The following is a 22,633-nucleotide window of genomic DNA, read 5'->3' as shown; positions in this document are numbered from 1 at the left end:
TTATCCTCGTAGGGTCGCGGTTAAACCTTTAAGGCTGGCATACTGCTGGGCAAATTCGAGCAGTGCAGGCGCATCAAGCGGTTTATCCGGTGCGTTGTAGGGTTGACTGAGTAAGTGGTATTTGTTGATACCTAGGGTGTGGTAGGGCAAAAAATGAATCTCCCCGACGTGAAGCTCGTCGGCAGCAAAATCGGTAATAGCCTGGATGGCGGCTTCGTCAGCGTTGAATCCCTGAATCAGCGGTACGCGGATAATCATTTTTTTACCAGCTGCGGCCAGTTTTTTTAGATTTTCCAGCACACGAGAGGCGCTGCCATCGGTCCACTGTTTAAACGGCGCATCCGCCACGTGTTTTAGATCGGCCAGATACAGATCGACGTCAGGTAATGATGGTTCAATATACTTCCACGGGACATGCAGGCAGGTTTCCACTGCGGTATGAATGCCTGCGTCGTGGCTGGCTTTGAGCAAAGAAGCCGCCAGCTCTGGCTGCATAAACGGTTCGCCACCGGACAGGGTGAGGCCCCCTCCGCTGCGATCGTAAAACGGTTTATCACGCAATACGGTCGCCATGATTTCGTCCACGCTTTTTATCTCTCCACAGACGGTTAGCGCCTGCGTTGGACAGCAGTGGGTCAGCGCCGTCAGATCGTCATCGGTCAGTTTTTCGCGATGAATCAGCAACCCGCTTAGTGCCCGCTCAATTACTGCGGGTGCTGCCTGAGCACAAAGATCGCAACCATCAAGGCACAGGCGTGCGTCATAGAGCAGATCCTGCGTACGGGCGCGACTTTCCGGATTCTGGCACCACCGACAGCCCAGGGAGCATCCCTTAAGGAACACCACAGTACGGATCCCGGGACCATCATGCGTGGAATAGCGCTGGATATTGAAAATCATAAGCGACCTCTTTTCTTTCATATAAAGATTAAATTACTTTCGAATGAAAGTTATATTGACGTGCGTCAACTAACCGTGAGGTTTCGCCGTGCTACCTTTTATTCATGCTAATTATTCGTTTGAGGAAAGGTTATGGAACTCTATTTAGATACGTCTGACGTTGATGCGGTAAAAGCTCTGGCGCGCATTTTCCCGCTGGCAGGGGTGACCACTAACCCGAGTATTGTGGCGGCGGGGAATCAGACGCTGGAAGTACTACTGCCGCAACTGCAGGAAGCGATGGGAGGACAAGGCCGTCTGTTTGCTCAGGTGATGGCGACCACCGCCGAAGGGATGGTTAGCGATGCGCGTAAGCTGCGGGCAATCATTGCTGATATCGTGGTCAAAGTGCCGGTAACAGCAGAAGGTCTGGCGGCTATAAAATTGCTGAAAGAAGAAGGGATCCCGACGTTGGGTACTGCGGTATACGGTGCAGCTCAAGGGTTATTGGCTGCACTGGCAGGTGCGGAATACGTTGCGCCATACGTTAACCGCGTGGATGCGCAAGGAGGGGATGGCATTCAGACGGTGACCGACCTGCAGACGTTACTGAAAATGCATGCCCCGCACGCCAAAGTACTGGCAGCCAGTTTTAAAACGCCGCGTCAGGCGCTGGATTGCCTGCTGGCAGGCTGCGAGTCCATCACGCTACCGCTGGACGTTGCTCAGCAGATGATTAGCTCTCCGGCAGTTGATGCTGCCGTCGCGAAGTTTGAGCACGACTGGCAGAGCGCATTCGGTCGCACGTCGATCTGATGCTGTTGCCGGGTGGCGCTAACGCTTGCCCGGCCTACGTTCGAGCCGTTGTAGGTCGGGTAAGGCGAAGCCGCCACCCGACTTTTTTACCGACTACAAACCTCGCACCCCGGATTACGCATCAGCTTCATTTCGCGAAACTGGCAGGTCATGGCATCGTACATGACGATTTTTCCGGATGCCGGTTTACCGTAGTTTGCCAGCAGCTTAATGGCTTCCATCGCCTGTAACGAGCCGATCACGCCGATCAGCGGGGCCATCACTCCGGCTTCTACGCAGGTCAGAGCGTTTTCACCGAATAGACGGCTCAGGCAACGGTAGCAGGGCTCGCCTTCCTGATACGTAAAGACGGTAATTTGCCCTTCCATGCGAATTGCTGCACCGGAAACCAGCGGAACTCTGGCGGCATAGCATCCGGCATTCAGCTGATTGCGGATGCTGACGTTATCCGTACAGTCCAGCACCAAATCATGTTCGGCAATAAGTGCGTGAATCTCGCTATCGTCCAGCAGCGCATTCACCGGCGTAATGACGATATAAGGGTTAATCCGCGTTAGCGCGTCACGGGCGGATATCACTTTTGGTTGCCCTACGGTTGCATCGCTGTGCAGCGTCTGGCGTTGGAGGTTTGACACGGATACCGTGTCAAAGTCGAGCAGGGTTAAATGCCCGACGCCAGCACCAGCAAGGTACTGGGTTGCAGCACATCCCAGTCCCCCCAGACCAACGACCAGTACCCGCGCATCTTTGAGCGCTTCCTGACCTTCGAAATCGAAGCCGCGCAGAATGATTTGCCGGTTATAGCGCATCATCTCCTGGTCGCTGAGTTCTGCCATTACAGGCCTCCAAACAGTGCGTTAAATGGCTCAACTTCAACCCATTCTCCGACCTCAACGTTACCGCGATCGCGCTCCAGCACAATAAAGCAATTGCCCTGGCTAAAGGAGCTAAAAATATGCGAGCCTTGGTGCCCGGTGGTAGTGACTTCCAGTTCGCCTTCCGCGGTACGCTGCAATACACCACGCTGAAAATCCAGACGCCCTGGCGTTTTCTTCAGGCGTGAAGCGGTGCGCACGCGCTGGCGCGGAGGCAACCCACAGGCGGTGTTGCCGCTGAGTTTCGCCAGCAGCGGTTGTACCAGTTGATAAAAGGTGAGGGCAGCAGACACCGGGTTACCCGGCAGGCCGCAAAACCAGCTGTTGCTCAGTTTGCCAAAGGCGAACGGTTTACCGGGTTTGATAGCCAGCTTCCAGAAGGCAATTTCTCCCAGCTCTTCCAGAATGGTTTTGGTGTAATCCGCTTCGCCTACCGAAACGCCACCAGAGCTGATGACGACGTCGGCCTGGCTGTCGGCTTCGATAAATGCGGCCCGCAGCGCGTTGGGATTGTCGCGAATAATCCCTAAGTTGATCACCTCGCAGCCCAACTGCTGCAGCATCAGGTGAACGGTCAGACGGTTTGTGTCATAAATCTGCCCGTCGCCCAGCGGCTGACCCGGCAATTGCAGCTCATCACCGGTGGAGAACAATGCCACGCGGACTTTACGCACAACGGGGACCTCGGCAATACCGAGCGAAGCCAGCACGGGAAGCTCGGCGGTTGTCAGACGAGTTCCTGTGGGGAATACCACCGCGCCGTTTGCAATATCTTCACCGCGCAGACGAATATTTTGTCCGCTGCGGACGTCGGCGGTAAAACGCACACCGTCGTCAGTTTGTTCCGTTTGCTCCTGCATTACCACGGCTTCACAACCGGCAGGCACCGGGGCTCCGGTCATAATACGGATGCAGGTTCCCGCAGGCCACTCGCCGTGAAATGGCTGTCCAGCAAAGGCTTTGCCAGCCACCGCAAGAGGCTGGTCTGATTGTAAATCGGCTAATCGCACCGCATAGCCATCCATTGCCGAGTTATCGAATCCCGGCACATCAATCGGGGAGACGACGTCGGTGGCCAGAATGCGGCCAAAGCATTGAACCAGCGGCAGCGTTTCGACGGCGGTGAGTGGGGTAATACGCGAAAGCATCTGAGAAAGAGCCGTTTCAAGCGGCATCAGTCCGGCGGTAAATTCCATGAGAAGACTCCTGCGGGGCAAAATCGAATCCGCTCATTATGTCAGAAAATGGACGCGGACAGTATGCTACCTCAGGCTTAGGATCAGATCTGATACAGGTTTTCTGCCAGAGATTAGCGCTACAGGAAAAATGCAGTATAGACTCATGATTTCTGCTTTTTCTCCAGGAGGCTAAATGTCTGCGACTATCCCGGATTCAATTCGACGACAGGTGAATGCCGCCAGTGCACTGATTGCGCGGATTATCGAGGGCGACCTGGTTGCTGTTCATTTGTATGGCTCTGCTGTTGAAGGTGGCTTAAAGCCCCAAAGCGATATCGATTTACTGGTTACCATTAGGCAGCCACTTAATACCCGGCAAAGAAAAGATCTGATGCAGGGTTTTCTGGAAATATCAGCCCCGCCTGGTAGCGTTGATAGATATCGGGCGCTGGAAGTGACCATCGTGATCTATTCACAACTTGTACCCTGGCAATTCCCACCGTCAAGAGAAATGCAATTTGGCGAATGGTTGCGTGACGATATTCGCGCGGGAATTGTTGAACCGACACAGGTGGATCCTGATATTTCCATCCTGCTGACCCAGGCCAGGCGCGCCAGCGTAGCGTTGTTCGGTGAAGCCGCTGAGACGTTATTCAACGTCATTCCTTTTAGCGATGTCGTGCAAACATTTCGGCATATTCTTGATATGTGGCAGAAAACGGGCGATTTAGAGGGTGACGAGCGAAATATCATCCTTACTCTGGCGCGTATTTGGTACAGCCTGGTTACGGGCAATATTGTCGCTAAAGATGAAGCCGCCGCCTGGCTTATACCGCAATTACCCGTTGAGTATGCTGACACGCTGCAAGCCGCGCGTGCGGAATACCTGGGGTTAACCAAAAAGAACTGGGCTGCGTCTATGCCGTCTGTTGAACGCTTTGTGTTTTATGCAAAAAAACAGATTGCCGATCGGCTTGAATAATATATTCAACGATGTTGGAAGATCCCCTTTCTGATTAACTCATCTAAATAACCTGATGGGATGGGGGGTGAGGTACGGGCCTTAACCTTTACATGACGTCTGCATCTTTCTATATTCAAAAATCGAATCAATAAGTCACAGAAATTCTGATATTTATAACCCCGGTACCTGCCACCTAATGGACGAAAAAAATGGGTAAAGCAGTCATTGCAATTCACGGCGGCGCAGGGGCTATTACCCGTTCGCAGCTGAGCCAGGAGCAAGAGTTGCGTTATATACAGGCGCTGTCGGATATCGTTGAAACCGGCCAGCGGATGCTTGAAGACGGTCGTAGCGCACTGGATGTCGTTACCGAGGCCGTGCGCCTGCTGGAAGAGTGTCCATTGTTTAATGCCGGAATTGGCGCGGTGTATACCCGTGATGAAACCCATGAGCTGGACGCCTGTGTGATGGACGGTAATACGCTGAACGCAGGCGCCGTCGCCGGGGTAAGCCATCTGCGAAACCCGATTCTCGCGGCACGGCTGGTAATGGAACACAGCCCACATGTCATGATGATAGGTGAAGGGGCTGAAAACTTTGCCATTGCGCAGGGTATGGAGCGCGTATCAGCGGATATTTTCTCGACGCCAGAACGCTACGCTCAACTTCTGGCGGCGCGAACAGCGGGTGAAACGGTGCTGGACCATAGCGCGAGCCCGCTGGATGAAAACAACAAAATGGGTACCGTGGGTGCGGTCGCGTTAGATATGTTTGGCAATCTGGCGGCAGCAACATCGACCGGCGGGATGACCAATAAATTACCGGGACGGGTGGGTGACAGTCCGTTGGTTGGCGCAGGCTGTTATGCCAATAATGCAAGTGTGGCAGTCTCCTGCACCGGAACCGGAGAAGTCTTTATTCGTGCTTTGGCGGCCTATGACATTGCGGCGTTGATGGACTACGGCGGTCTGAGTTTATCCGAAGCGTGTGAACGCGTAGTGATGGAAAAATTACCGGCGCTTGGCGGCAGCGGCGGTTTAATTGCTATCGATCATGAGGGCAATGTCGCTTTGCCGTTTAACAGCGAAGGCATGTACCGCGCCTGGGGATATGCAGGTGATACGCCAACCACCGGTATTTATCGGGAAAAAGGAGATAGCGTTGCCACACAGTGATGAGCTTGATGCCAGCGATGTGCTGGCAGTCAGCAATCTGAATATTGCCTTTGAACAGGAGCAGCAGCGTGTCAGCGCAGTGCGCAATCTGTCATTTCGCCTGAAGCGTGGCGAAACGCTGGCGATAGTCGGCGAGTCTGGTTCTGGTAAGTCGGTGACCGCCTTGTCGCTGATGCGTCTGATTGAACAGTCCGGCGGCGAGGTGAGCTGCGATGAAATGCTCCTCCGACGCCGTAATCGACAGGTTATTGAGCTGGGTGAACAGAGCGCATCACAAATGCGTCACGTGCGCGGTGCGGATATCGCGATGATCTTCCAGGAGCCTATGACATCGCTTAATCCGGTGTTTACCGTGGGCGAGCAAATTGCCGAGTCTATCCGCTTGCACCAGGGTGCCAGTCACGAAGAGGCGATGGTAGAAGCGAAGCGAATGCTCGATCAGGTGCGTATCCCCGAGGCGAAGGCGATTTTATCGCGTTATCCACACCAGCTTTCCGGCGGTATGCGCCAGCGGGTGATGATCGCCATGGCACTGTCGTGTCGCCCTGCGGTTTTAATTGCTGATGAGCCGACAACCGCGCTGGATGTCACCATTCAGGCGCAGATCCTGCAACTGATAAAAGTGTTGCAGCAGGATATGTCGATGGGAGTGATCTTTATTACCCACGATATGGGCGTTGTGGCGGATATTGCCGACCGCGTGCTGGTGATGTATCAGGGCGAGGCGGTAGAAACCGGCAGCGTTGAGCAGATTTTTCACGCTCCCCAGCATCCTTATACCAAAGCGCTGCTGGCAGCCGTGCCGCAGCTTGGGGCAATGAACGGGCATGAACTTCCGCGCCGTTTCCCGCTTATTTCATTACACGATCCCAGCCATGTAGAGCCACAGACCGAACAGGATACCGTGGTTGAAGGCGAGCCAATTTTGCAGGTACGTAACCTGGTGACGCGTTTTCCTCTGCGTAGCGGCATTCTAAATCGCGTAACTCGCGAGGTGCATGCAGTGGAAAACGTCAGCTTTGACCTGTGGCCGGGAGAAACGCTATCGCTGGTGGGGGAGTCGGGCTGTGGGAAATCCACCACCGGGCGGGCGCTGTTGCGCCTGGTTGAGTCTCAGCGTGGGGAAATCATTTTCAACGGACAGCGTATTGATACCCTTGCTGCCAGCAAGTTGCAGCCGCTGCGTCGGGATATTCAGTTTATCTTCCAGGATCCGTATGCCTCGCTCGATCCACGTCAGACGGTGGGATATTCCATTCTGGAGCCGCTACGGGTGCATGGGTTATTGCAGGGGGATGCGGGGTCAAAACGAGTTGCATGGCTGCTGGAACGCGTAGGATTGCTGCCTGAGCATGCCTGGCGCTATCCGCACGAGTTTTCCGGCGGTCAGCGTCAGCGTATCTGTATTGCACGGGCATTGGCACTCAATCCCAAAGTGATTATTGCCGATGAATCTGTCTCGGCGCTGGATGTTTCAATTCGTGGGCAAATTATCAACCTGTTGCTCGACCTGCAGCGGGAAATGGGAATTGCATACCTGTTTATTTCCCACGATATGGCGGTGGTGGAACGGATCAGTCACCGTGTGGCGGTGATGTATCTCGGGCAAATCGTTGAGATTGGCCCCCGACGCGCGGTGTTTGAAAATCCGCAACATCCGTATACGCGCAAACTGATGGCGGCAGTACCGGTTGCCGATCCATCGCATCACCGACCACAGCGTGTGCTGTTGTCGGATGATATCCCCAGCAATATCCGCAAGCGCGGCGAAGAGATTTCCCCCGTGTCGTTCCAGTTAGTTGGCCCGGGGCATTATGTTGCGCGTGGGCAACCAGAAAATGCGCTTTCACGTTTATAACAGGCAGACAGGGTTTAAGGAGAATAACATGACAAAAATTGTTGCTCGGAAATGGCTGGTTGCTGTGGGAGTGGCCTCTGCGCTGGCCGCATCGCCTGGCTGGGCGGCCAAAGACGTGGTGGTGGCGGTAGGATCCAATTTCACCACGCTTGACCCCTATGACGCGAATGACACATTGTCGCAGGCGGTAGCGAAGTCGTTTTATCAGGGACTGTTTGGTCTTGATAAAGAGATGAAGCTGAAAAATGTGCTGGCAGAGAGCTATACGGTTTCTGATGATGGCCTGACTTACACTCTTAAGCTGCATCAGGGCGTGAAATTTCAGGATGGCACCGACTTCAACGCCGATGCGGTTAAAGCCAACCTCGACCGCGCCAGCAATCCGGAAAACCGTCTGAAACGCTACAACCTGTATAAGAATATCGATAAAACCGAAGTCGTCGATCCGTCGACGGTGAATATTACGCTGAAACAGCCATTCTCTGCTTTTATCAATATTCTGGCACATCCGGCAACGGCAATGATTTCTCCCGCCGCGCTGGAGAAATACGGTAAGGAGATCGGTTTCCACCCTGTGGGGACCGGGCCGTACCAGCTTGATACCTGGAATCAGACAGATTTTGTGAAGGTTAAGAAGTTCGCGGGTTACTGGCAGGAAGGGCTGCCAAAGCTGGATACGATTACCTGGCGTCCGGTGACCGACAACAACACGCGTGCGGCCATGCTGCAGACCGGGGAAGCGCAGTTTGCCTTCCCGATCCCTTACGAGCAGGCGGCGTTACTGGCGAAGAACAAAAACCTGGAACTGGTGGCCAGTCCGTCTATTATGCAACGTTATATCAGCATGAACGTCACGCAAAAACCATTCGACAACCCGAAGGTGCGTGAAGCGCTGAATTATGCCATCAACCGCCAGGCGCTGGTGAAAGTGGCGTTTGCGGGTTATGCCACGCCAGCAACGGGCGTTCTTCCTCCGTCGATAGCCTATGCGCAAAGCTATACGCCATGGCCATACGACCCGGCGAAAGCGCGCGAACTGCTGAAAGAAGCAGGTTATCCGAACGGTTTTACCACCACGCTATGGTCTTCGCATAATCACAGTACCGCGCAGAAAGTGCTGCAATTTACCCAGCAGCAGCTGGCGCAGGTGGGAGTTAAGGCTCAGGTAACAGCGATGGATGCCGGCCAGCGCGCGGCGGAAGTAGAGGGTAAAGCGCAGAAAGAGAGCGGGGTGCGGATGTTCTACACCGGCTGGTCTGCCTCTACGGGGGAAGCTGACTGGGCGCTATCACCGCTATTTGCATCACAAAACTGGCCGCCAACGCTGTTTAATACGGCGTTCTATAGCAATAAGCAGGTGGACAGTGATTTAGCGGCAGCGTTGCAAACCAACGATCCGGCGCAGAAAGCGAAGCTGTACAAGGATGCGCAGGATATTATCTGGAAAGAGTCGCCGTGGATCCCACTGGTAGTGGAAAAACTGATTTCGGCGCACAGCACCAGATTGACCGGGTTCTGGATTATGCCAGATACCGGATTTAGCTTTGATGATGCGGATTTAAAATAAGCTATTCATTCGGCCCCGCTAACCAGGGGCCGGCGAAGGGAGCGTGATGCTTAACTATGTTTTCAAGCGCCTGCTGGGGTTGATTCCAACTCTGTTGATTGTTGCGGTGCTGGTGTTTTTATTTGTTCACCTGTTACCCGGCGATCCGGCCCGGCTGATTGCCGGACCGGAAGCTGACGCCGAGGTGATTGAACTGGTACGCAAGCAGTTGGGGCTGGACCAACCGCTGCATATTCAGTTCTGGCATTACATGACCAACGTGTTGCAAGGCGATTTTGGCACGTCGATGGTTTCTCGTCGCCCGGTTTCCGAAGAGATAGCCAGCCGTTTTATGCCGTCGTTATGGCTGACAATTGCGAGTATGGCATGGGCTGTGTTATTTGGTATGACGGCGGGGATCATTGCAGCCGTATGGCGCAATCGCTGGCCGGACAGGTTGAGTATGACGCTGGCGGTCACCGGGATCTCGTTCCCGGCGTTTGCGCTTGGCATGCTGCTCATGCAGATATTCTCCGTTGAGCTCGGTTGGTTACCCACCGTTGGCGCTGACACCTGGCTGCACTATATCCTCCCGTCTATTACGCTGGGCGCGGCGGTGGCTGCGGTGCTGGCCCGGTTTACCCGCGCCTCGTTCGTCGATGTGCTCAGCGAAGACTATATGCGCACCGCGCGGGCTAAAGGGGTGAGTGAGACCTGGGTGGTGTTAAAACATGGTCTGCGTAACGCGATGATCCCGGTGGTCACCATGATGGGACTACAGTTTGGCTTTTTGCTTGGTGGATCAATCGTGGTTGAGAAGGTGTTCAACTGGCCTGGGCTTGGGCGACTGCTGGTGGACTCCGTCGAAATGCGCGACTACCCGGTGATTCAGGCCGAGGTGCTGTTGTTTTCTCTGGAGTTTATTCTTATCAACTTAGTGGTGGATGTGCTTTACGCCGCCATTAATCCGGCTATCAGGTACAAGTAAGGATGCGATTTTTTAACTGGCGCCGACAGGCGATTTTGAATGCAATGCCCCTTGTTAAGCCAGAGCAGATACGCACACCGTGGCATGAGTTCTGGCGTCGTTTTCGTCGACAGCACATGGCGATGTTCGCTGGGCTGTTTGTATTGCTCCTGATCATGGTGGCGATTTTTGCTCGCTGGTTGACGCCATTTGATGCCGAAAATTACTTCGATTATGACCGTTTGAATGATGGGCCGTCGATGCTGCACTGGTTTGGTGTCGATTCTCTGGGACGAGATATCTTTAGCCGCGTGCTGGTTGGCGCCCAAATCTCGCTGGCGGCAGGAGTCTTTGCCGTGTTTATTGGCGCGGCGATTGGCACAGTGCTGGGGCTGCTGGCGGGATACTACGAAGGTTGGTGGGATCGGCTGATTATGCGTATCTGCGATGTGCTGTTCGCCTTTCCCGGCATTCTGCTGGCGATAGCCGTGGTCGCCGTGCTGGGCAGCGGCATTGCGAACGTGATTATCGCCGTGGCCATTTTCTCCATTCCTGCTTTCGCGCGCCTGGTGCGCGGAAATACACTGGTGCTGAAGCAACAGACGTTTATTGAGTCTGCGCGCAGTATTGGTGCCAGCGATACGACTATCATTTTTAACCATATCCTGCCGGGTACGGTTTCATCGATCGTGGTCTTTTTTACCATGCGAATTGGCACGTCGATCATCTCTGCCGCGAGCCTGTCATTTCTGGGATTAGGCGCACAGCCGCCGACGCCGGAGTGGGGGGCAATGCTTAATGAAGCGCGTGCTGACATGGTGATCGCGCCGCACGTGGCGATTTTCCCGGCGGTAGCGATATTCCTGACGGTGCTGGCGTTTAACTTACTGGGAGATGGTCTGCGCGACGCGCTGGACCCGAAGATAAAAGGATAAATTACAGGCCGGATAAGACGTAACGCTTATCCGGCCTACGGTTGAGTTACGCTTATTAAACGCGTGAACCCCACAGATCGTATTCATCTGCGTTTTCGACCTTCACGCGGATGATATCACCAGGTTTCACCTTGGTTTCACCATTCAGGTATACCGCGCCGTCGATTTCCGGAGCATCAGCCATGCTACGACCAATTGCGCCTTCTTCGTCAACTTCATCAACGATAACCAGAATCTCGCGGCCCACTTTCTCTTGCAAACGTTCAGCAGAGATCTGCTGTTGCAATTGCATAAAGCGGTTCCAGCGTTCTTCTTTCACCTCTTCCGGGATTTGATCCGGCAGGTCATTAGCGCCAGCGCCTTCTACAGGGCTGTATTTAAAGCAGCCCACGCGATCCAGACGAGCTTCTTTCAGGAAGTCGAGCAACATCTGGAAGTCTTCTTCCGTTTCACCCGGGAAACCAACAATGAAGGTGGAGCGCAGCGTCAGTTCAGGGCAGATTTCACGCCACTGCTTGATGCGCGCCAGCTGTCTGTCTACGGAGCCTGGGCGTTTCATCAATTTAAGAATACGCGGGCTGGCATGCTGTAACGGGATGTCCAGATACGGCAGGATTTTCCCTTCTGCCATCAGCGGGATCACGTCATCAACGTGCGGGTAAGGGTAGACGTAATGCAGGCGCGTCCAGATCCCCAGTTTTGATAACTGTTCGCACAGATCAACCATGCTGGTTTTGACCGGCTCGCCGTTATGGAAACCGGTACGATGCTTCACATCCACACCGTACGCAGAGGTATCCTGAGAGATTACCAGAATCTCTTTCACGCCCGCATCGACCAGACGTTTGGCTTCGCTGAGGACGTCGCCAATCGGACGGCTCACCAGATCGCCGCGCATGGATGGAATAATGCAGAACGTACAGCGGTGATTACAGCCTTCAGAAATCTTCAGATAGGCGTAGTGGCGCGGAGTCAGCTTGACACCCTGCTCAGGAACCAGGCTCAGGAACGGATTATGCTTTGGTTTGGGTACGTAATGATGAACGTGCTCCAGAACCTGCTCGTAGCTATGCGGCCCGGTGATTTCCAGCACCTTCGGGTGGACTTCACGGATCTGATCGACTTTCGCGCCCAGACAACCGGTGACGATCACCTTGCCGTTTTCGTTCAGCGCTTCGCCGATTGCTTCCAGGGATTCCTGAACCGCACTGTCGATAAAGCCGCAGGTATTAACGATAACCATATCCGCGTCGTCGTAGCTTGGCACGACATCATAGCCTTCGGTACGAAGTTCGGTCAGGATGCGCTCAGAATCGACGAGGTTTTTCGGGCAGCCGAGGGAGACAAAGCCGATTTTCGGCTGGTGGGTTACATTGCTCATAGCGTAAAAAGTGTTCAGTTATTGGAATATTCAGGGCAGGGATTCTACAGAGTTCTGAACAAAAATTGTATCGCAATCTCATACCATCAGCGGCCTGCCGGGCGCGGAATTAAAGATTATTTGTAAATTATGTTAATTTTAAGTGATGGATTGATCCTGGACACGACTTTGTTCAAAAAACAACCATACTATTAAGTTGCACCATAGTTGGAAAGAGGAGGAACAAAGTATGGTTGTTGACAGACTGAGAACCGATCTTCTCAACAAATTGATAAACGCCCGTATCGAACTTGCCGCTTATCTACAGTTGAGAAAAGCGAAAGGCTACATGTCAGTCAGCGAGAGCGATCGTCTGCGTGATAATTTTTTTGCACTGAATCGCGAATTGCACGAACAATCACAGCTTCACGGTATGCATCTTGATCAGGAAGAGTGGAATGCCCTTCATCGTGCTGAAGGGGCGTTAGCCGCCGCCGCTGTTTGTCTTATGAGTGGACACCATGATTGTCCAACGTTTATCGCCGTTAACGCAGAGAAACTGGAAAACTGCCTGACAACGCTGACGCTGAGTATCCAGAGTTTGCAATCTTACCCAACGCTGGAACACGTCTGAATCAGGGGGAGGGCGCTCCCCCTTTTCGTTAAGATTATGTAAATATGACGGAGTGATTCCCCTTGCTGGCTACGCTTTATGCAGAGCCATTAAGGAGGTGTTATGCGTCGACTCTTTCTCTGTGCTATCCCACTTGCGCTATTTTCCTCTTATGCCGTCGCGGTAAAAGTGGAAGTGCTGCAAACCAAACTCGATCATCCATGGTCACTGGCTTTTTTACCCGATAACCGCGGTATGCTCATTACGCTCAAAGGTGGACAGCTTCGACTCTGGCAGCCTGATAAAGGGCTTTCCGACCCGCTAACCGGCGTACCAAAAGTCTGGGCGAATGGTCAGGGCGGATTGCTTGATGTGGTGTTAGCTCCGGACTTTGAACGATCCCGTCGGGTGTGGCTAAGCTTCGCTGAAGCCGACCGCGAAGGCAAAGCGGGCACCGCGGTAGGCTACGGGCGATTGAGTGACGATCTCAAACACCTGCAAGGATTTCAGACCGTTTTTCGCCAACAGCCAAAGCTCTCTACCGGAAACCATTTTGGTGGACGTCTGGTATTTGATGGCAACGGCTATCTGTTTATTGGTCTGGGGGAGAATAATCAACGCGCTACCGCCCAGGATCTGGATAAGCTGCAGGGCAAGGTCGTACGGCTGACCGATGAGGGCAAAATTCCACCGGATAATCCGTTTGTGAACATGGCGGGAGCGCGGGCAGAGATTTGGTCGTATGGCATCCGCAACCCGCAGGGTATGGCGATGAATCCGTGGAGTGATGTGTTGTGGCTCAATGAGCATGGCCCACGCGGAGGCGATGAAATTAATATCCCCGAGAAAGGGAAAAACTACGGTTGGCCTATCGCGACCTGGGGTGTTAACTACAGTGGTTTGAAAATTCCCGAAGCAAAAGGTCAAATTGTTGCTGGCACGGAACAACCCATCTTTTACTGGGAAAAGTCGCCAGCGGTCAGCGGAATGGCTTTTTATAATAGCGATACCTTTCCACAGTGGCGGCAGAAGTTGTTCATCGGCGCGTTGAAAGATAAAGAAGTGATCGTACTGAGCGTTAAAGGGAATACGGTCACTGAGGATGGTCGTCTGTTGCAGGAAAGGGGGCAACGGATCCGAGATGTGCGCGTCGGACCAGACGGTTATATGTACGTGTTAACCGACGAGTCCGACGGGGAATTACTAAAAGTGAGTCCCTGATTTGTTTAGCTAACCGGGATCATCACGATTTTTTGAAACGCCGGGCGCTCGGTCAGTTGTTGATACCAGCGTTCCAGATGCGGGCGCGGGGTCCAGCTCAGGCCAACGTTGAACAGGTTATAGATAAACGGTGCCACAGCGATATCCGCCGTGCCAAATTCAGCCCCGGAGAACCATAACTGGTCTGCCAGCGCGTTATCCAGAATGGCAAACAGGTTATCGCAAACTTGCTTACTGGCCTCAATGGCCGCTAGATCGCGCTGATCGGCAGGTGTTCTGACCAGGCCAAATAAGATAACCCGATGCGCGGGGCTTAGCGTCTGATTTGCCCAGTCCATCCATTTTTCGCCGACGGCGCGCGCGGCCGGAGCGTCAATCCACAAACGTTTTTGTCCGTACTGAGCGGCCAGATAGCGGACAATGGTATTGGATTCCCACAGAACAACGTCCGTTTCATCATCGCGTAGCAACGGGACCAGTCCGTTCGGGTTTAGTGCCAGATAGTCGGCATCGCGGTTACCGCCATGCTGTCCGCCCGCCAGAATTTGGTTATACGGCAGTTCCAGTTCCTCGAGCGTCCACAATACTTTTTTTACGTTGGTCGAGTTATTGCGACCCCACAGTGTAATCATAGTAACCCCGCAAATTAATTGAGCAGCTTTATGGCTGCAGATGTCATCTGACTAGCTCACATGGTGGGGTAAACCTAATATTTACGCAACAAAGTCTAAAAAAATCGTGCCAGGAGCAGCGCAGCGCGGCGTTATTGCATAAACTTTAAAAACTTTACCAACTTACGGTTTCTTTAAGCTCGTTAGTGCGTTATTACTCACCGCACTTATTTTACACGTCATCCATCAGACTTTTTCTGCATGGATTGGTCGAGGTCGCTTGGCCGGTTTTGTGTAAACACGGTGTGGTATGACGTGGTTTTTTGGAATGGATACTCGGGTGGCATTTATGACGCAATACTTCTCTTCACTTCGCAGCTTTGCTGCAGGTTCTGCACTCTTAATCCTTTTGGCGCCGACCGTACAGGCGGCGGAGCAACCGACGGCCCCGCCGAGCGTGGACGCGCGCGCGTGGATTCTGATGGATTACGCCAGTGGCAAGGTGCTGGCGGAAGGTAATGCTGATGAGAAACTGGATCCTGCCAGTCTGACCAAAATCATGACCAGCTATGTGGTTGGGCAGGCGCTGAAGGCCGGAAAAATTAACCTCAACGACATGGTCACCGTGGGCAAAGACGCCTGGGCGACCGGTAATCCAGCCCTGCGCGGTTCGTCGGTCATGTTCCTCAAGCCCGGCGATCAGGTTGCGGTGTCAGATCTGAATAAAGGCGTTATCATTCAGTCAGGTAACGATGCCTGTATTGCACTCGCTGATTACGTTGCCGGCAGCCAGGAATCCTTTATTGGTCTGATGAACGGCTATGCGAAAAAACTGGGGCTGACCAACACTACTTTCCAGACGGTGCACGGCCTGGATGCGGCAGGACAGTTCAGTACCGCACGTGATATGGCGCTGCTCGGGAAGGCGTTAATTCACGATGTGCCAGAAGAGTATGCTATTCACAAAGAGAAAGAATTTACCTTCAATAAAATTCGTCAACCGAACCGCAACCGTCTTTTGTGGAGCACCAACCTGAACGTGGACGGTATGAAAACCGGGACCACTGCCGGGGCGGGATACAACCTGGTGGCTTCCGCAACCCAGGGCGATATGCGCCTGATCTCCGTGGTGCTGGGGGCGAAAACCGATCGCATTCGTTTTAATGAGTCAGAAAAGCTGCTGACCTGGGGCTTCCGCTTCTTTGAAACTGTTACGCCGATCAAGCCGGATGCGACTTTCGTTACTCAGCGCGTATGGTTTGGCGATAAGAGTGAAGTGAATTTGGGGGCCGGAGAAGGCGGTTCTGTGACCATCCCGCGTGGCCAGCTCAAAAACCTGAAGGCCAGCTTTACCCTGACTGAACCACAGCTAACTGCACCGCTGAAGAAAGGTCAGGTTGTGGGCACTATCGACTTTCAGTTGAACGGAAAATCTATTGAGCAACGTCCGTTGATGGTGATGGAGGATGTGCAAGAGGGTGGTTTCTTTAGCCGCATGTGGGACTTTGTGATGATGAAATTCCACCAGTGGTTTGGTGGTTGGTTCTCTTAACCTTACCTATTGCCGGATGGCGCAATCGCCGTCCGGCAGTATCTCTTAATACTTCAGCGTGATACGTTGCGCTTTAGCGTACTCAACAAACTCATCGTCAGGGCGGTTATCACTGATGATGGTATCAAAGCGTTTTAATTCCCCCATCCTTGCAGGCCGCACCTTGCCAAACTTGCTGTGATCGACCACCAAAACGTGATGCTGCGCCATCGACATTGCCCAGTGCTTCACCGGCAGTTCTTCCAGATTAAAACAGGTCGCGCCTTTCTCGATATGAACGCCTGCCGCAGAATAAAAGGCGATATCCGGACACAGATTGTTCAGCGTTTCCTGGAAGTCGAGCGGTTTAAAAATCGCGTTACTGGCATGGAATTCGCCACCACACAGAATGACGCGGCACTGCGGTTTTTCCTGCAGCACCAGAAACGTATTCAACGAGTAGCAGATTGCGGTGAAGGGCAGTTCATTGTCGATCGCTTCAATGATCCACGGCGTGGTAGTACCGCAATCGAAAAAGATGGTCTGATGCGCCTGCACGAGACTCGCCGCCAGCTGGGCGGCGCGACGTTTTTCATCAACCAGACGGGATTTTTGATCGCTGATTAAATAATGGTTAGCGCTGCGGGGTTCCAGAACAATATAGCCCCCGAGCAGTACGACGGGAGCATCATGATTATTCAGGTCGCGACGAATGGTCATCTCAGACACGCCCAGCAACGTTGCGGCTTCTTTGAGGTGTAATTTATCGCTGCGTTTCAGCGCCTGCAGTAATTGACCAATACGCTCGTCGCGTCGAGTTTCCATAGTTCCCCTGGAGAATAGAATAAGTGCTTAGTTTCGCGCTTAATACTACTCTTTTTACCGTGGGTTAGTCACGTACCCAACCTTTACGGATTGGGAGGGCGAAGCAGGCGCGATAGCAAGTTTGCAAGCCGAGGTACAGGGTCTCGCCAAAGCGCTGCCAGATCATCTGGGCGCTCAGACAGCCGATCAACCCAGCCAGTAATCCGCCCAGCATATCCAGCGGCCAGTGTACGCCAAGGTAAACCCGCGACCAGGCAATCGCCACGGCAACGACCATCAGCAGAGCGCCCGTCCACAGGCGATGCCAGAACAGGAAGGCCAGTGCAAAGGTAAAGATAACCGTACCGTGGTCACTCGGGAAAGAATCATCTGCCGCATGATGCAGGAAGTTGTAACCGATGTGGTTTACAAACGGGCGATCGTGAGGGAACAGATGTCCCATCAGCCAGGAAATCGTCAGACCAACTATCAACGCAATGGCCATTTTGATGACCAACTGGCGCTGGAGCGTAACCTGACCACGCGGTCCCCAAAGCCAGAGCACAACGGCTAACAGCGGCACAATGCTGATCAGATCTTTGGCAATGAAAATGGCGAGCGAAATTGCCCATTGCGCAGAGTCGGGTGTTGCATTGATCAGGTAAAAAAGTGAGTTGTTCAGATTTTCCAACATAACGTCCAGACTCAGTGTAATCGTTAAAAAGGCCCATGGGAGCGAGAGCATAAAATTGCTTTCACGGGATAAAAAGCGGTCTTGTCTTATTTGTCTGCTAAATGACTATTTTTAAGACAATTAATGAGACTTATTGAGCATGATAGCGGTCTCAACTTAAATTAACCTTAAAGCAAAATCTTCTTGAGCAAATGAATGTAAAAATGTGCGCATTTTGCTTTCAAATCACATAATTCACTATCACCAGTACGGCGCATTTATTACACTTTGCGCGATTTTTCTATAGCTAAGAGACTGCATGCAGAACCGTTTATCTTCAGGCGCCCGTTTGGGGCGTCAGGCATTACTTTTCCCTCTCTGTCTGGTGCTTTACGAATTCTCTACTTATATCGGCAACGATATGATCCAGCCTGGAATGTTGGCGGTGGTGGAGCAATACAATGCCGGATTAGATTGGGTACCCACATCCATGACCGCCTATCTGGCTGGCGGCATGTTTTTACAGTGGTTGTTAGGACCGCTATCGGATCGTGTTGGGCGTCGTCCGGTGATGTTAACCGGCGTGCTCTGGTTCATCGTGACCTGCCTTGCGACCCTGCTTGCACAGAATATTGAGCAATTTACTTTCCTGCGTTTTTTGCAGGGGATAAGCCTGTGCTTTATTGGTGCGGTGGGTTACGCCGCCATTCAGGAATCCTTTGAAGAAGCGGTCTGCATAAAAATTACCGCGCTGATGGCAAACGTGGCGCTGATTGCGCCGCTGCTGGGTCCGTTGGTAGGCGCAGCCTGGGTACATGTTCTGCCGTGGGAAGGGATGTTTATCCTGTTTGCTGCTCTGGCGGCCATCTCCTTTTTTGGTCTGCAACGCGCGATGCCGGAAACGGCAACCCGGCTGGGTGAAAAGCTGTCCATTAAAGAGCTGGGCAAGGATTATAAGTTGGTGCTAAGGAACGTGCGTTTCGTTGCAGGCGCACTGGCGTTGGGTTTTGTCAGCCTGCCGTTACTGGCGTGGATTGCGCAATCCCCGATTATTATCATCAGCGGAGAACATCTCAGCAGCTACGAATATGGCCTGTTGCAGGTGCCGATTTTTGGTGCGCTGATTGCCGGTAACCTGGTGCTGGCGCGTCTGACTTCGCGAAAAACCGTGCGTTCGCTGATTATCATGGGCGGCTGGCCAATTGCCGTTGGCCTGATTATTGCCGCTGCGGCCACGGTGGTGTCATCTCATGCATATCTATGGATGACGGCGGGTTTGAGTATCTATGCGTTTGGCATTGGCGTGGCGAATGCGGGGCTGGTGCGCCTGACGCTGTTTGCCAGTGAAATGAGTAAAGGTACGGTTTCTGCCGCAATGGGTATGTTGCAGATGCTGATTTTTACCGTTGGTATCGAGCTGAGTAAACACGCTTATCTGCTGGGAGGCAACGGCTTGTTCAGCTTGTTCAATCTGGCCAGCGGGGTGCTGTGGCTGATTCTGATGGTGATCTTCCTGAAAGATAAACGGGTAGGGGATTCCCGGGAAGGCTAAAGCCCGGTTGCCCGGGCCTGGCAGAAGCTTAGTGGTGATCGTCAATCTGATGTTCGATGATCATGCCTTCACCGACGCTGGCAACATGTCGCGCATAAGGATGTGCGCGATAAACAGGAGCCGGGGCAGGAGTCGGGGCAACATACACCGTTTGTGGCGCGGTAGTCACGTTGACCGCCTGCGGCACGCTGACGGAAGAGGGCACGATCACCACTTTATAACCGCTTGGTACATCAACGGTAACGCTTTGTGCAAATACTGACCCTGCAAAACCCAGCAACAATGTCGCCATCAGTACACTTTTCTTCATAATCCGCTCACCTGAAATATTCACTGGAAGTAATAATCCAGTGGGTTAATTTGAGGCGGATTATGAATAGATCATGCCATCATTTTGTTGCCGTCTGTGCTGAGGCGTTAATGCGTAAACGGTGCTTCATTCTTTAACACGCGGTCGATAATATCCAGGACGCCCTCTTCGTTGTTCGATCCCGCGCGATATTTCGCCGCCTTGATAACCGGCTCATGGGCGTTGGCCATTGCAAAACTAAATCCCGCCTGGCGCAGCATTTCAATATCATTTCCACCATCGCCAAACACAACAACCTCATCGTCGTTAATATTCCAGCGTTGTTGCAGCAGCCGCAGACCATTTGCCTTATGCACGCCAGGAATAATTAAATCGATGCTCCCGTAGCCTGTATGCACCGGCACCATAATGTCGCCAATCGCCTCGTGGAGATCGGCCTGCACCTGTGGGATTCTGTCGTCGGAAATATTCAGCCCGAACTTGAAGAAAACGTCGTTAAGATTGTCAAAATTATCTACAAATTCGAGACGATGATAATACATGGCAGAAACAGCTTTATGTTCATCGCTGTACTGCTTCAGCGTGTAGGCGCTGCTTTTACCACAGGCAATGATATCAATGTCTGTACGGGTCAGCAGATGTTCAACGATGGCCTGGAAATCATCCTTTGCCAGTTCGCCGTTAAAAACATCTTCACCTTCACTGACTACCCAACCGCCGTTTTCGGCAACAAATGAGATCTCACTGGCCAGTTCGGGGAAAAAGGAAATCAACTGATAATATTGATTGCCGCTGGCGACCACAAAGCGGATCCCTTGTTCTTTCATCTGGCGGTATTGCGCCATAAAGCGCTCACGGTTATAGGTTTTTTGGTCACTTAAAAATGTGCCATCCATGTCGACCGCAATTAATTTGATGCTCATTAGCTGTTCTCCATCACCGTGGTATTTTTGAGATCCGGTTTCGCCACCGCTTTCGCGACGATGGCGGCGACAAGCACCAGCGCCAGCACCACCAGCATAGCGCTGCGCAGGCCGTAGTGTTCACCCAGGTAGCCCAGCAGCGGCGGTCCAACCAGGAACGCCAGATAGCCGGTTGTTGCGACAACGCTGACGCGGGTTGGTGCATCGGGGCCGGTGTCGCTGGCGGCTGAAATGGTCAGCGGGAAGCCGAGTGATGCACCGAGTCCCCACAAAATAACGGAAACACCCGCCACCCAAGAGCTGTCGACAAAAATAATCAGGCTAATCCCGAGAGCGCCCATCAGCGCACTGGCGCGCACCACCGTTACGCGGCTGTAGCGGTCGATGAACCAGCCGCCAGTAAAGCGGCCAACGGTCATGCCCAGCGTAAATCCGGCATAAATCAGAGAGCCTGATGTTGGGCTAAACCCATGACCGTCCACCATCAGCAGCGGAAGCCAGTCGTTGGCGGAACCTTCAGCAAATGCCATTGCGAGCACCACGACGCCAATCAGCAATAACTGGATATCGCGATAAAAAGGCAGTCCTTTTTCACCGGAGGGAGAACCATCAGCGGCATTTTTACCCGTGCCGTCAGGAATTGCTTTGATGGCGATAAAGATAGGAGTGATAGCTACCAGCGCCGCCAGCAGAATATGCGCGTTTGCCGGGACGCTGAAGGCGGTAAGCATCATCCCGACTCCTGCGCCCGCCAGCGTACCCAGGCTGTAAAAACCATGCATCATCGGCAGCACGGTTTTATTCATTTCGCGTTCAACCGCCGCACCTTCGACGTTGATGGCCACTTCTGCTGCGCCAAAACTGGCGCCAAACACGGCCAGACCAAATGCGAAAAGCCAGGCGGAATGCAGCCAGAGCGCCACGCTGAGGATAGCCATCCCAATGACCGCACATGACATGGTAGTGCGGATCACTTTGCGCGTGCCAAATCGTTTCACCAGCCAGGCCGAACAAAGAATGCCACTCATCGAACCAATAGAGAGTCCAAACAGCACCGCGCCCATTTCGGCGGTAGAGATTGAGAGGATATCTCTGATGGCAGGGGTACGCGTTGCCCAGGAGGCCATTAATAATCCTGGTAAAAAGAAGAACGTGAACAGCGCCCAGGTGCGACGTCTTAAGGCTTTGCGTGATGAGATGCCAGTCATGAATTCGAGCCAAAGAAAAGAGGAAAGAAGACAACATTAGCAAGGTTGTGTACATTTGTACACAAATGCAAGAAGAGGAAATGCAGTGCGACGTGCAAACGATCCGCAGCGGCGGGAAAAAATAGTTCAGGCCACCCTTAAGGCGATAGTAATCCATGGTATTCATGGGGTTACACACCGTAAAATCGCTATGATTGCCGAGGTGCCACTGGGCTCAATGACCTATTATTTTGCAGGAATAGATGATCTGCTGTTGGAGGCATTCAGCTGTTTTACGCATACTATGTCTCAGCAGTACCAGGATTTTTTTGCCGACGTTGCTGATGCGCAGGCGGCCTGCCATGCGATTACCGATATGATTTACGGCTCCCAGCTCACAACGCCTGATAATATGGAGCTTATGTATCAGCTGTATGCTTTCGCCAGCCGTAAACCAGCGTTGAAAACGGTGATGCAGAACTGGATGCTACGCAGCCAACAAACGTTAGAGCAGTGGTTTGATCCGGTTACGGCGCGGGCGCTGGATGCGTTTATTGAAGGAATGACGCTGCATTTTGTTACGGATAAAAAACCGCTGCAGCGAGAAGATATTCTGATGATGGTGGAGCGTATTGCCGAATTGCCGCAGAGATAA

At 52.9% G+C, this 22,633-nt stretch carries 22 protein-coding genes; 12 read left to right on the top strand and 10 right to left on the bottom strand.

The window, feature by feature from the left end:
• Window positions 1-900, bottom strand: a complete 900-nt coding sequence (locus GUC46_RS15740) for a glycyl-radical enzyme activating protein (protein ID WP_160180478.1) — start codon at window positions 898-900, stop codon at window positions 1-3.
• Window positions 901-1,032: 132 nt separating this feature from the next.
• On the opposite strand from GUC46_RS15740, the gene fsa reads away from it, so the two are divergent.
• A complete protein-coding gene (fsa, locus tag GUC46_RS15735) occupies window positions 1,033-1,695 on the top strand; it encodes a fructose-6-phosphate aldolase (RefSeq protein ID WP_003836983.1) in 663 nt (220 codons plus the stop codon).
• 86 nt (window positions 1,696-1,781) lie between these two features.
• On the opposite strand, the gene moeB is transcribed toward fsa, so the two are convergent.
• Both moeB and moeA read right to left on the bottom strand, forming a co-directional pair.
• Entirely contained in the window at window positions 1,782-2,531 is a 750-nt protein-coding gene (gene moeB, locus GUC46_RS15730) for a molybdopterin-synthase adenylyltransferase MoeB (protein WP_071687912.1), read from the bottom strand.
• On the bottom strand, window positions 2,531-3,766 hold the full coding sequence (moeA, locus tag GUC46_RS15725) for a molybdopterin molybdotransferase MoeA (protein WP_044701113.1): 1,236 nt from the start codon (window positions 3,764-3,766) through the stop codon (window positions 2,531-2,533). The genes moeB and moeA overlap by 1 nt, the downstream gene beginning before the upstream one ends.
• Window positions 3,767-3,941: 175 nt before the next feature.
• Between moeA and GUC46_RS15720 the strand changes: the two genes are divergently transcribed.
• The 6 genes from GUC46_RS15720 (at window position 3,942) to gsiD (ending at window position 11,193) form a co-directional block, all read left to right on the top strand.
• Window positions 3,942-4,730, top strand: coding sequence for an aminoglycoside adenylyltransferase family protein (locus GUC46_RS15720; protein WP_130714843.1), 789 nt, complete (start codon window positions 3,942-3,944; stop codon window positions 4,728-4,730).
• A 191-nt stretch (window positions 4,731-4,921) separates the two neighbouring features.
• Window positions 4,922-5,887, top strand: coding sequence for a beta-aspartyl-peptidase (iaaA, locus tag GUC46_RS15715; RefSeq protein WP_003836974.1), 966 nt, complete (start codon window positions 4,922-4,924; stop codon window positions 5,885-5,887).
• A complete protein-coding gene (gsiA, locus tag GUC46_RS15710) occupies window positions 5,874-7,745 on the top strand; it encodes a glutathione ABC transporter ATP-binding protein GsiA (RefSeq protein ID WP_130714842.1) in 1,872 nt (623 codons plus the stop codon). Before iaaA ends, gsiA begins: the two co-directional genes overlap by 14 nt.
• 28 nt (window positions 7,746-7,773) lie before the next feature.
• On the top strand, window positions 7,774-9,312 hold the full coding sequence (gene gsiB / locus GUC46_RS15705; protein WP_160180475.1) for a glutathione ABC transporter substrate-binding protein GsiB: 1,539 nt from the start codon (window positions 7,774-7,776) through the stop codon (window positions 9,310-9,312).
• 46 nt (window positions 9,313-9,358) lie between these two features.
• A complete protein-coding gene (gsiC, locus tag GUC46_RS15700) occupies window positions 9,359-10,279 on the top strand; it encodes a glutathione ABC transporter permease GsiC (protein ID WP_003836970.1) in 921 nt (306 codons plus the stop codon).
• A 2-nt stretch (window positions 10,280-10,281) separates the two neighbouring features.
• Window positions 10,282-11,193 (top strand): glutathione ABC transporter permease GsiD, encoded by a 912-nt coding sequence (gsiD, locus tag GUC46_RS15695; protein ID WP_003035302.1) that lies wholly within the window; start codon window positions 10,282-10,284, stop codon window positions 11,191-11,193.
• A 55-nt stretch (window positions 11,194-11,248) separates the two neighbouring features.
• Here the strand turns inward: gsiD and rimO are convergent, their stop codons facing one another.
• On the bottom strand, window positions 11,249-12,574 hold the full coding sequence (rimO, locus tag GUC46_RS15690; protein ID WP_003035305.1) for a 30S ribosomal protein S12 methylthiotransferase RimO: 1,326 nt from the start codon (window positions 12,572-12,574) through the stop codon (window positions 11,249-11,251).
• A 229-nt stretch (window positions 12,575-12,803) separates the two neighbouring features.
• On the opposite strand from rimO, the gene bssR reads away from it, so the two are divergent.
• On the top strand, window positions 12,804-13,187 hold the full coding sequence (bssR, locus tag GUC46_RS15685; protein ID WP_003035308.1) for a biofilm formation regulator BssR: 384 nt from the start codon (window positions 12,804-12,806) through the stop codon (window positions 13,185-13,187).
• A gap of 102 nt (window positions 13,188-13,289) precedes the next feature.
• Complete coding sequence (locus GUC46_RS15680; RefSeq protein WP_003845497.1) at window positions 13,290-14,387, top strand: PQQ-dependent sugar dehydrogenase; 1,098 nt, start codon at window positions 13,290-13,292, stop codon at window positions 14,385-14,387.
• A gap of 5 nt (window positions 14,388-14,392) precedes the next feature.
• On the opposite strand, the gene GUC46_RS15675 is transcribed toward GUC46_RS15680, so the two are convergent.
• Entirely contained in the window at window positions 14,393-15,019 is a 627-nt protein-coding gene (locus tag GUC46_RS15675) for a glutathione S-transferase family protein (RefSeq protein ID WP_016149843.1), read from the bottom strand.
• A 328-nt stretch (window positions 15,020-15,347) separates the two neighbouring features.
• Here GUC46_RS15675 and dacC point away from each other — a divergent pair, with 328 nt between their 5' ends.
• Complete coding sequence (gene dacC, locus GUC46_RS15670; RefSeq protein ID WP_003035316.1) at window positions 15,348-16,550, top strand: serine-type D-Ala-D-Ala carboxypeptidase; 1,203 nt, start codon at window positions 15,348-15,350, stop codon at window positions 16,548-16,550.
• A 45-nt stretch (window positions 16,551-16,595) separates the two neighbouring features.
• Here dacC and deoR read toward each other — a convergent pair whose 3' ends face one another.
• A complete protein-coding gene (gene deoR / locus GUC46_RS15665; protein WP_003836960.1) occupies window positions 16,596-17,354 on the bottom strand; it encodes a DNA-binding transcriptional repressor DeoR in 759 nt (252 codons plus the stop codon).
• Window positions 17,355-17,418: 64 nt separating this feature from the next.
• Complete coding sequence (gene ybjG / locus GUC46_RS15660; RefSeq protein WP_058842573.1) at window positions 17,419-18,027, bottom strand: undecaprenyl-diphosphate phosphatase; 609 nt, start codon at window positions 18,025-18,027, stop codon at window positions 17,419-17,421.
• Between the two features lie 298 nt (window positions 18,028-18,325).
• On the opposite strand from ybjG, the gene GUC46_RS15655 reads away from it, so the two are divergent.
• On the top strand, window positions 18,326-19,558 hold the full coding sequence (locus GUC46_RS15655) for an MFS transporter (protein WP_003836956.1): 1,233 nt from the start codon (window positions 18,326-18,328) through the stop codon (window positions 19,556-19,558).
• A 28-nt stretch (window positions 19,559-19,586) separates the two neighbouring features.
• On the opposite strand, the gene GUC46_RS15650 is transcribed toward GUC46_RS15655, so the two are convergent.
• From GUC46_RS15650 to GUC46_RS15640, 3 genes are all read right to left on the bottom strand, one after another.
• The gene (locus GUC46_RS15650; protein ID WP_003836954.1) at window positions 19,587-19,868 is read right to left on the bottom strand and encodes a hypothetical protein; all 282 of its coding nucleotides are present in this window, start codon (window positions 19,866-19,868) and stop codon (window positions 19,587-19,589) included.
• Window positions 19,869-19,975: 107 nt separating this feature from the next.
• On the bottom strand, window positions 19,976-20,791 hold the full coding sequence (locus GUC46_RS15645; protein ID WP_003035335.1) for a Cof-type HAD-IIB family hydrolase: 816 nt from the start codon (window positions 20,789-20,791) through the stop codon (window positions 19,976-19,978).
• Window positions 20,791-21,999 carry an MFS transporter gene (locus GUC46_RS15640; RefSeq protein ID WP_003836950.1) on the bottom strand — a complete coding sequence of 403 codons (1,209 nt, stop codon included), beginning with the start codon at window positions 21,997-21,999 and terminating at the stop codon, window positions 20,791-20,793. The genes GUC46_RS15645 and GUC46_RS15640 overlap by 1 nt, the downstream gene beginning before the upstream one ends.
• A gap of 85 nt (window positions 22,000-22,084) precedes the next feature.
• Here GUC46_RS15640 and GUC46_RS15635 point away from each other — a divergent pair, with 85 nt between their 5' ends.
• Complete coding sequence (locus GUC46_RS15635; RefSeq protein WP_130714840.1) at window positions 22,085-22,633, top strand: TetR/AcrR family transcriptional regulator; 549 nt, start codon at window positions 22,085-22,087, stop codon at window positions 22,631-22,633.

The organism is Citrobacter sp. LUTT5 (assembly GCF_009905315.1).
Taxonomy (GTDB): domain Bacteria; phylum Pseudomonadota; class Gammaproteobacteria; order Enterobacterales; family Enterobacteriaceae; genus Citrobacter; species Citrobacter freundii.
The sequence above is the reverse complement of the archived record's forward strand: the minus strand, read 5'-3'. Positions and strand labels throughout refer to the sequence as shown.

What these genes read in the sequence shown, in the direction of transcription:
- fsa (WP_003836983.1), top strand. Translation starts at nt 1,033, where the DNA reads ATGGAACTCTATTTAGATACGTCTGACGTTGATGCGGTAAAAGCTCTG.
- GUC46_RS15740 (WP_160180478.1), bottom strand. Translation starts at nt 900, where the DNA reads ATGATTTTCAATATCCAGCGCTATTCCACGCATGATGGTCCCGGGATC.
- GUC46_RS15655 (WP_003836956.1), top strand. Translation starts at nt 18,326, where the DNA reads ATGCAGAACCGTTTATCTTCAGGCGCCCGTTTGGGGCGTCAGGCATTA.
- gsiC (WP_003836970.1), top strand. Translation starts at nt 9,359, where the DNA reads ATGCTTAACTATGTTTTCAAGCGCCTGCTGGGGTTGATTCCAACTCTG.
- GUC46_RS15645 (WP_003035335.1), bottom strand. Translation starts at nt 20,791, where the DNA reads ATGAGCATCAAATTAATTGCGGTCGACATGGATGGCACATTTTTAAGT.
- GUC46_RS15675 (WP_016149843.1), bottom strand. Translation starts at nt 15,019, where the DNA reads ATGATTACACTGTGGGGTCGCAATAACTCGACCAACGTAAAAAAAGTA.
- rimO (WP_003035305.1), bottom strand. Translation starts at nt 12,574, where the DNA reads ATGAGCAATGTAACCCACCAGCCGAAAATCGGCTTTGTCTCCCTCGGC.
- gsiD (WP_003035302.1), top strand. Translation starts at nt 10,282, where the DNA reads ATGCGATTTTTTAACTGGCGCCGACAGGCGATTTTGAATGCAATGCCC.
- bssR (WP_003035308.1), top strand. Translation starts at nt 12,804, where the DNA reads ATGGTTGTTGACAGACTGAGAACCGATCTTCTCAACAAATTGATAAAC.
- dacC (WP_003035316.1), top strand. Translation starts at nt 15,348, where the DNA reads ATGACGCAATACTTCTCTTCACTTCGCAGCTTTGCTGCAGGTTCTGCA.
- moeA (WP_044701113.1), bottom strand. Translation starts at nt 3,766, where the DNA reads ATGGAATTTACCGCCGGACTGATGCCGCTTGAAACGGCTCTTTCTCAG.
- GUC46_RS15680 (WP_003845497.1), top strand. Translation starts at nt 13,290, where the DNA reads ATGCGTCGACTCTTTCTCTGTGCTATCCCACTTGCGCTATTTTCCTCT.
- ybjG (WP_058842573.1), bottom strand. Translation starts at nt 18,027, where the DNA reads ATGTTGGAAAATCTGAACAACTCACTTTTTTACCTGATCAATGCAACA.
- GUC46_RS15640 (WP_003836950.1), bottom strand. Translation starts at nt 21,999, where the DNA reads ATGACTGGCATCTCATCACGCAAAGCCTTAAGACGTCGCACCTGGGCG.
- GUC46_RS15720 (WP_130714843.1), top strand. Translation starts at nt 3,942, where the DNA reads ATGTCTGCGACTATCCCGGATTCAATTCGACGACAGGTGAATGCCGCC.
- moeB (WP_071687912.1), bottom strand. Translation starts at nt 2,531, where the DNA reads ATGGCAGAACTCAGCGACCAGGAGATGATGCGCTATAACCGGCAAATC.
- deoR (WP_003836960.1), bottom strand. Translation starts at nt 17,354, where the DNA reads ATGGAAACTCGACGCGACGAGCGTATTGGTCAATTACTGCAGGCGCTG.
- iaaA (WP_003836974.1), top strand. Translation starts at nt 4,922, where the DNA reads ATGGGTAAAGCAGTCATTGCAATTCACGGCGGCGCAGGGGCTATTACC.
- gsiB (WP_160180475.1), top strand. Translation starts at nt 7,774, where the DNA reads ATGACAAAAATTGTTGCTCGGAAATGGCTGGTTGCTGTGGGAGTGGCC.
- GUC46_RS15650 (WP_003836954.1), bottom strand. Translation starts at nt 19,868, where the DNA reads ATGAAGAAAAGTGTACTGATGGCGACATTGTTGCTGGGTTTTGCAGGG.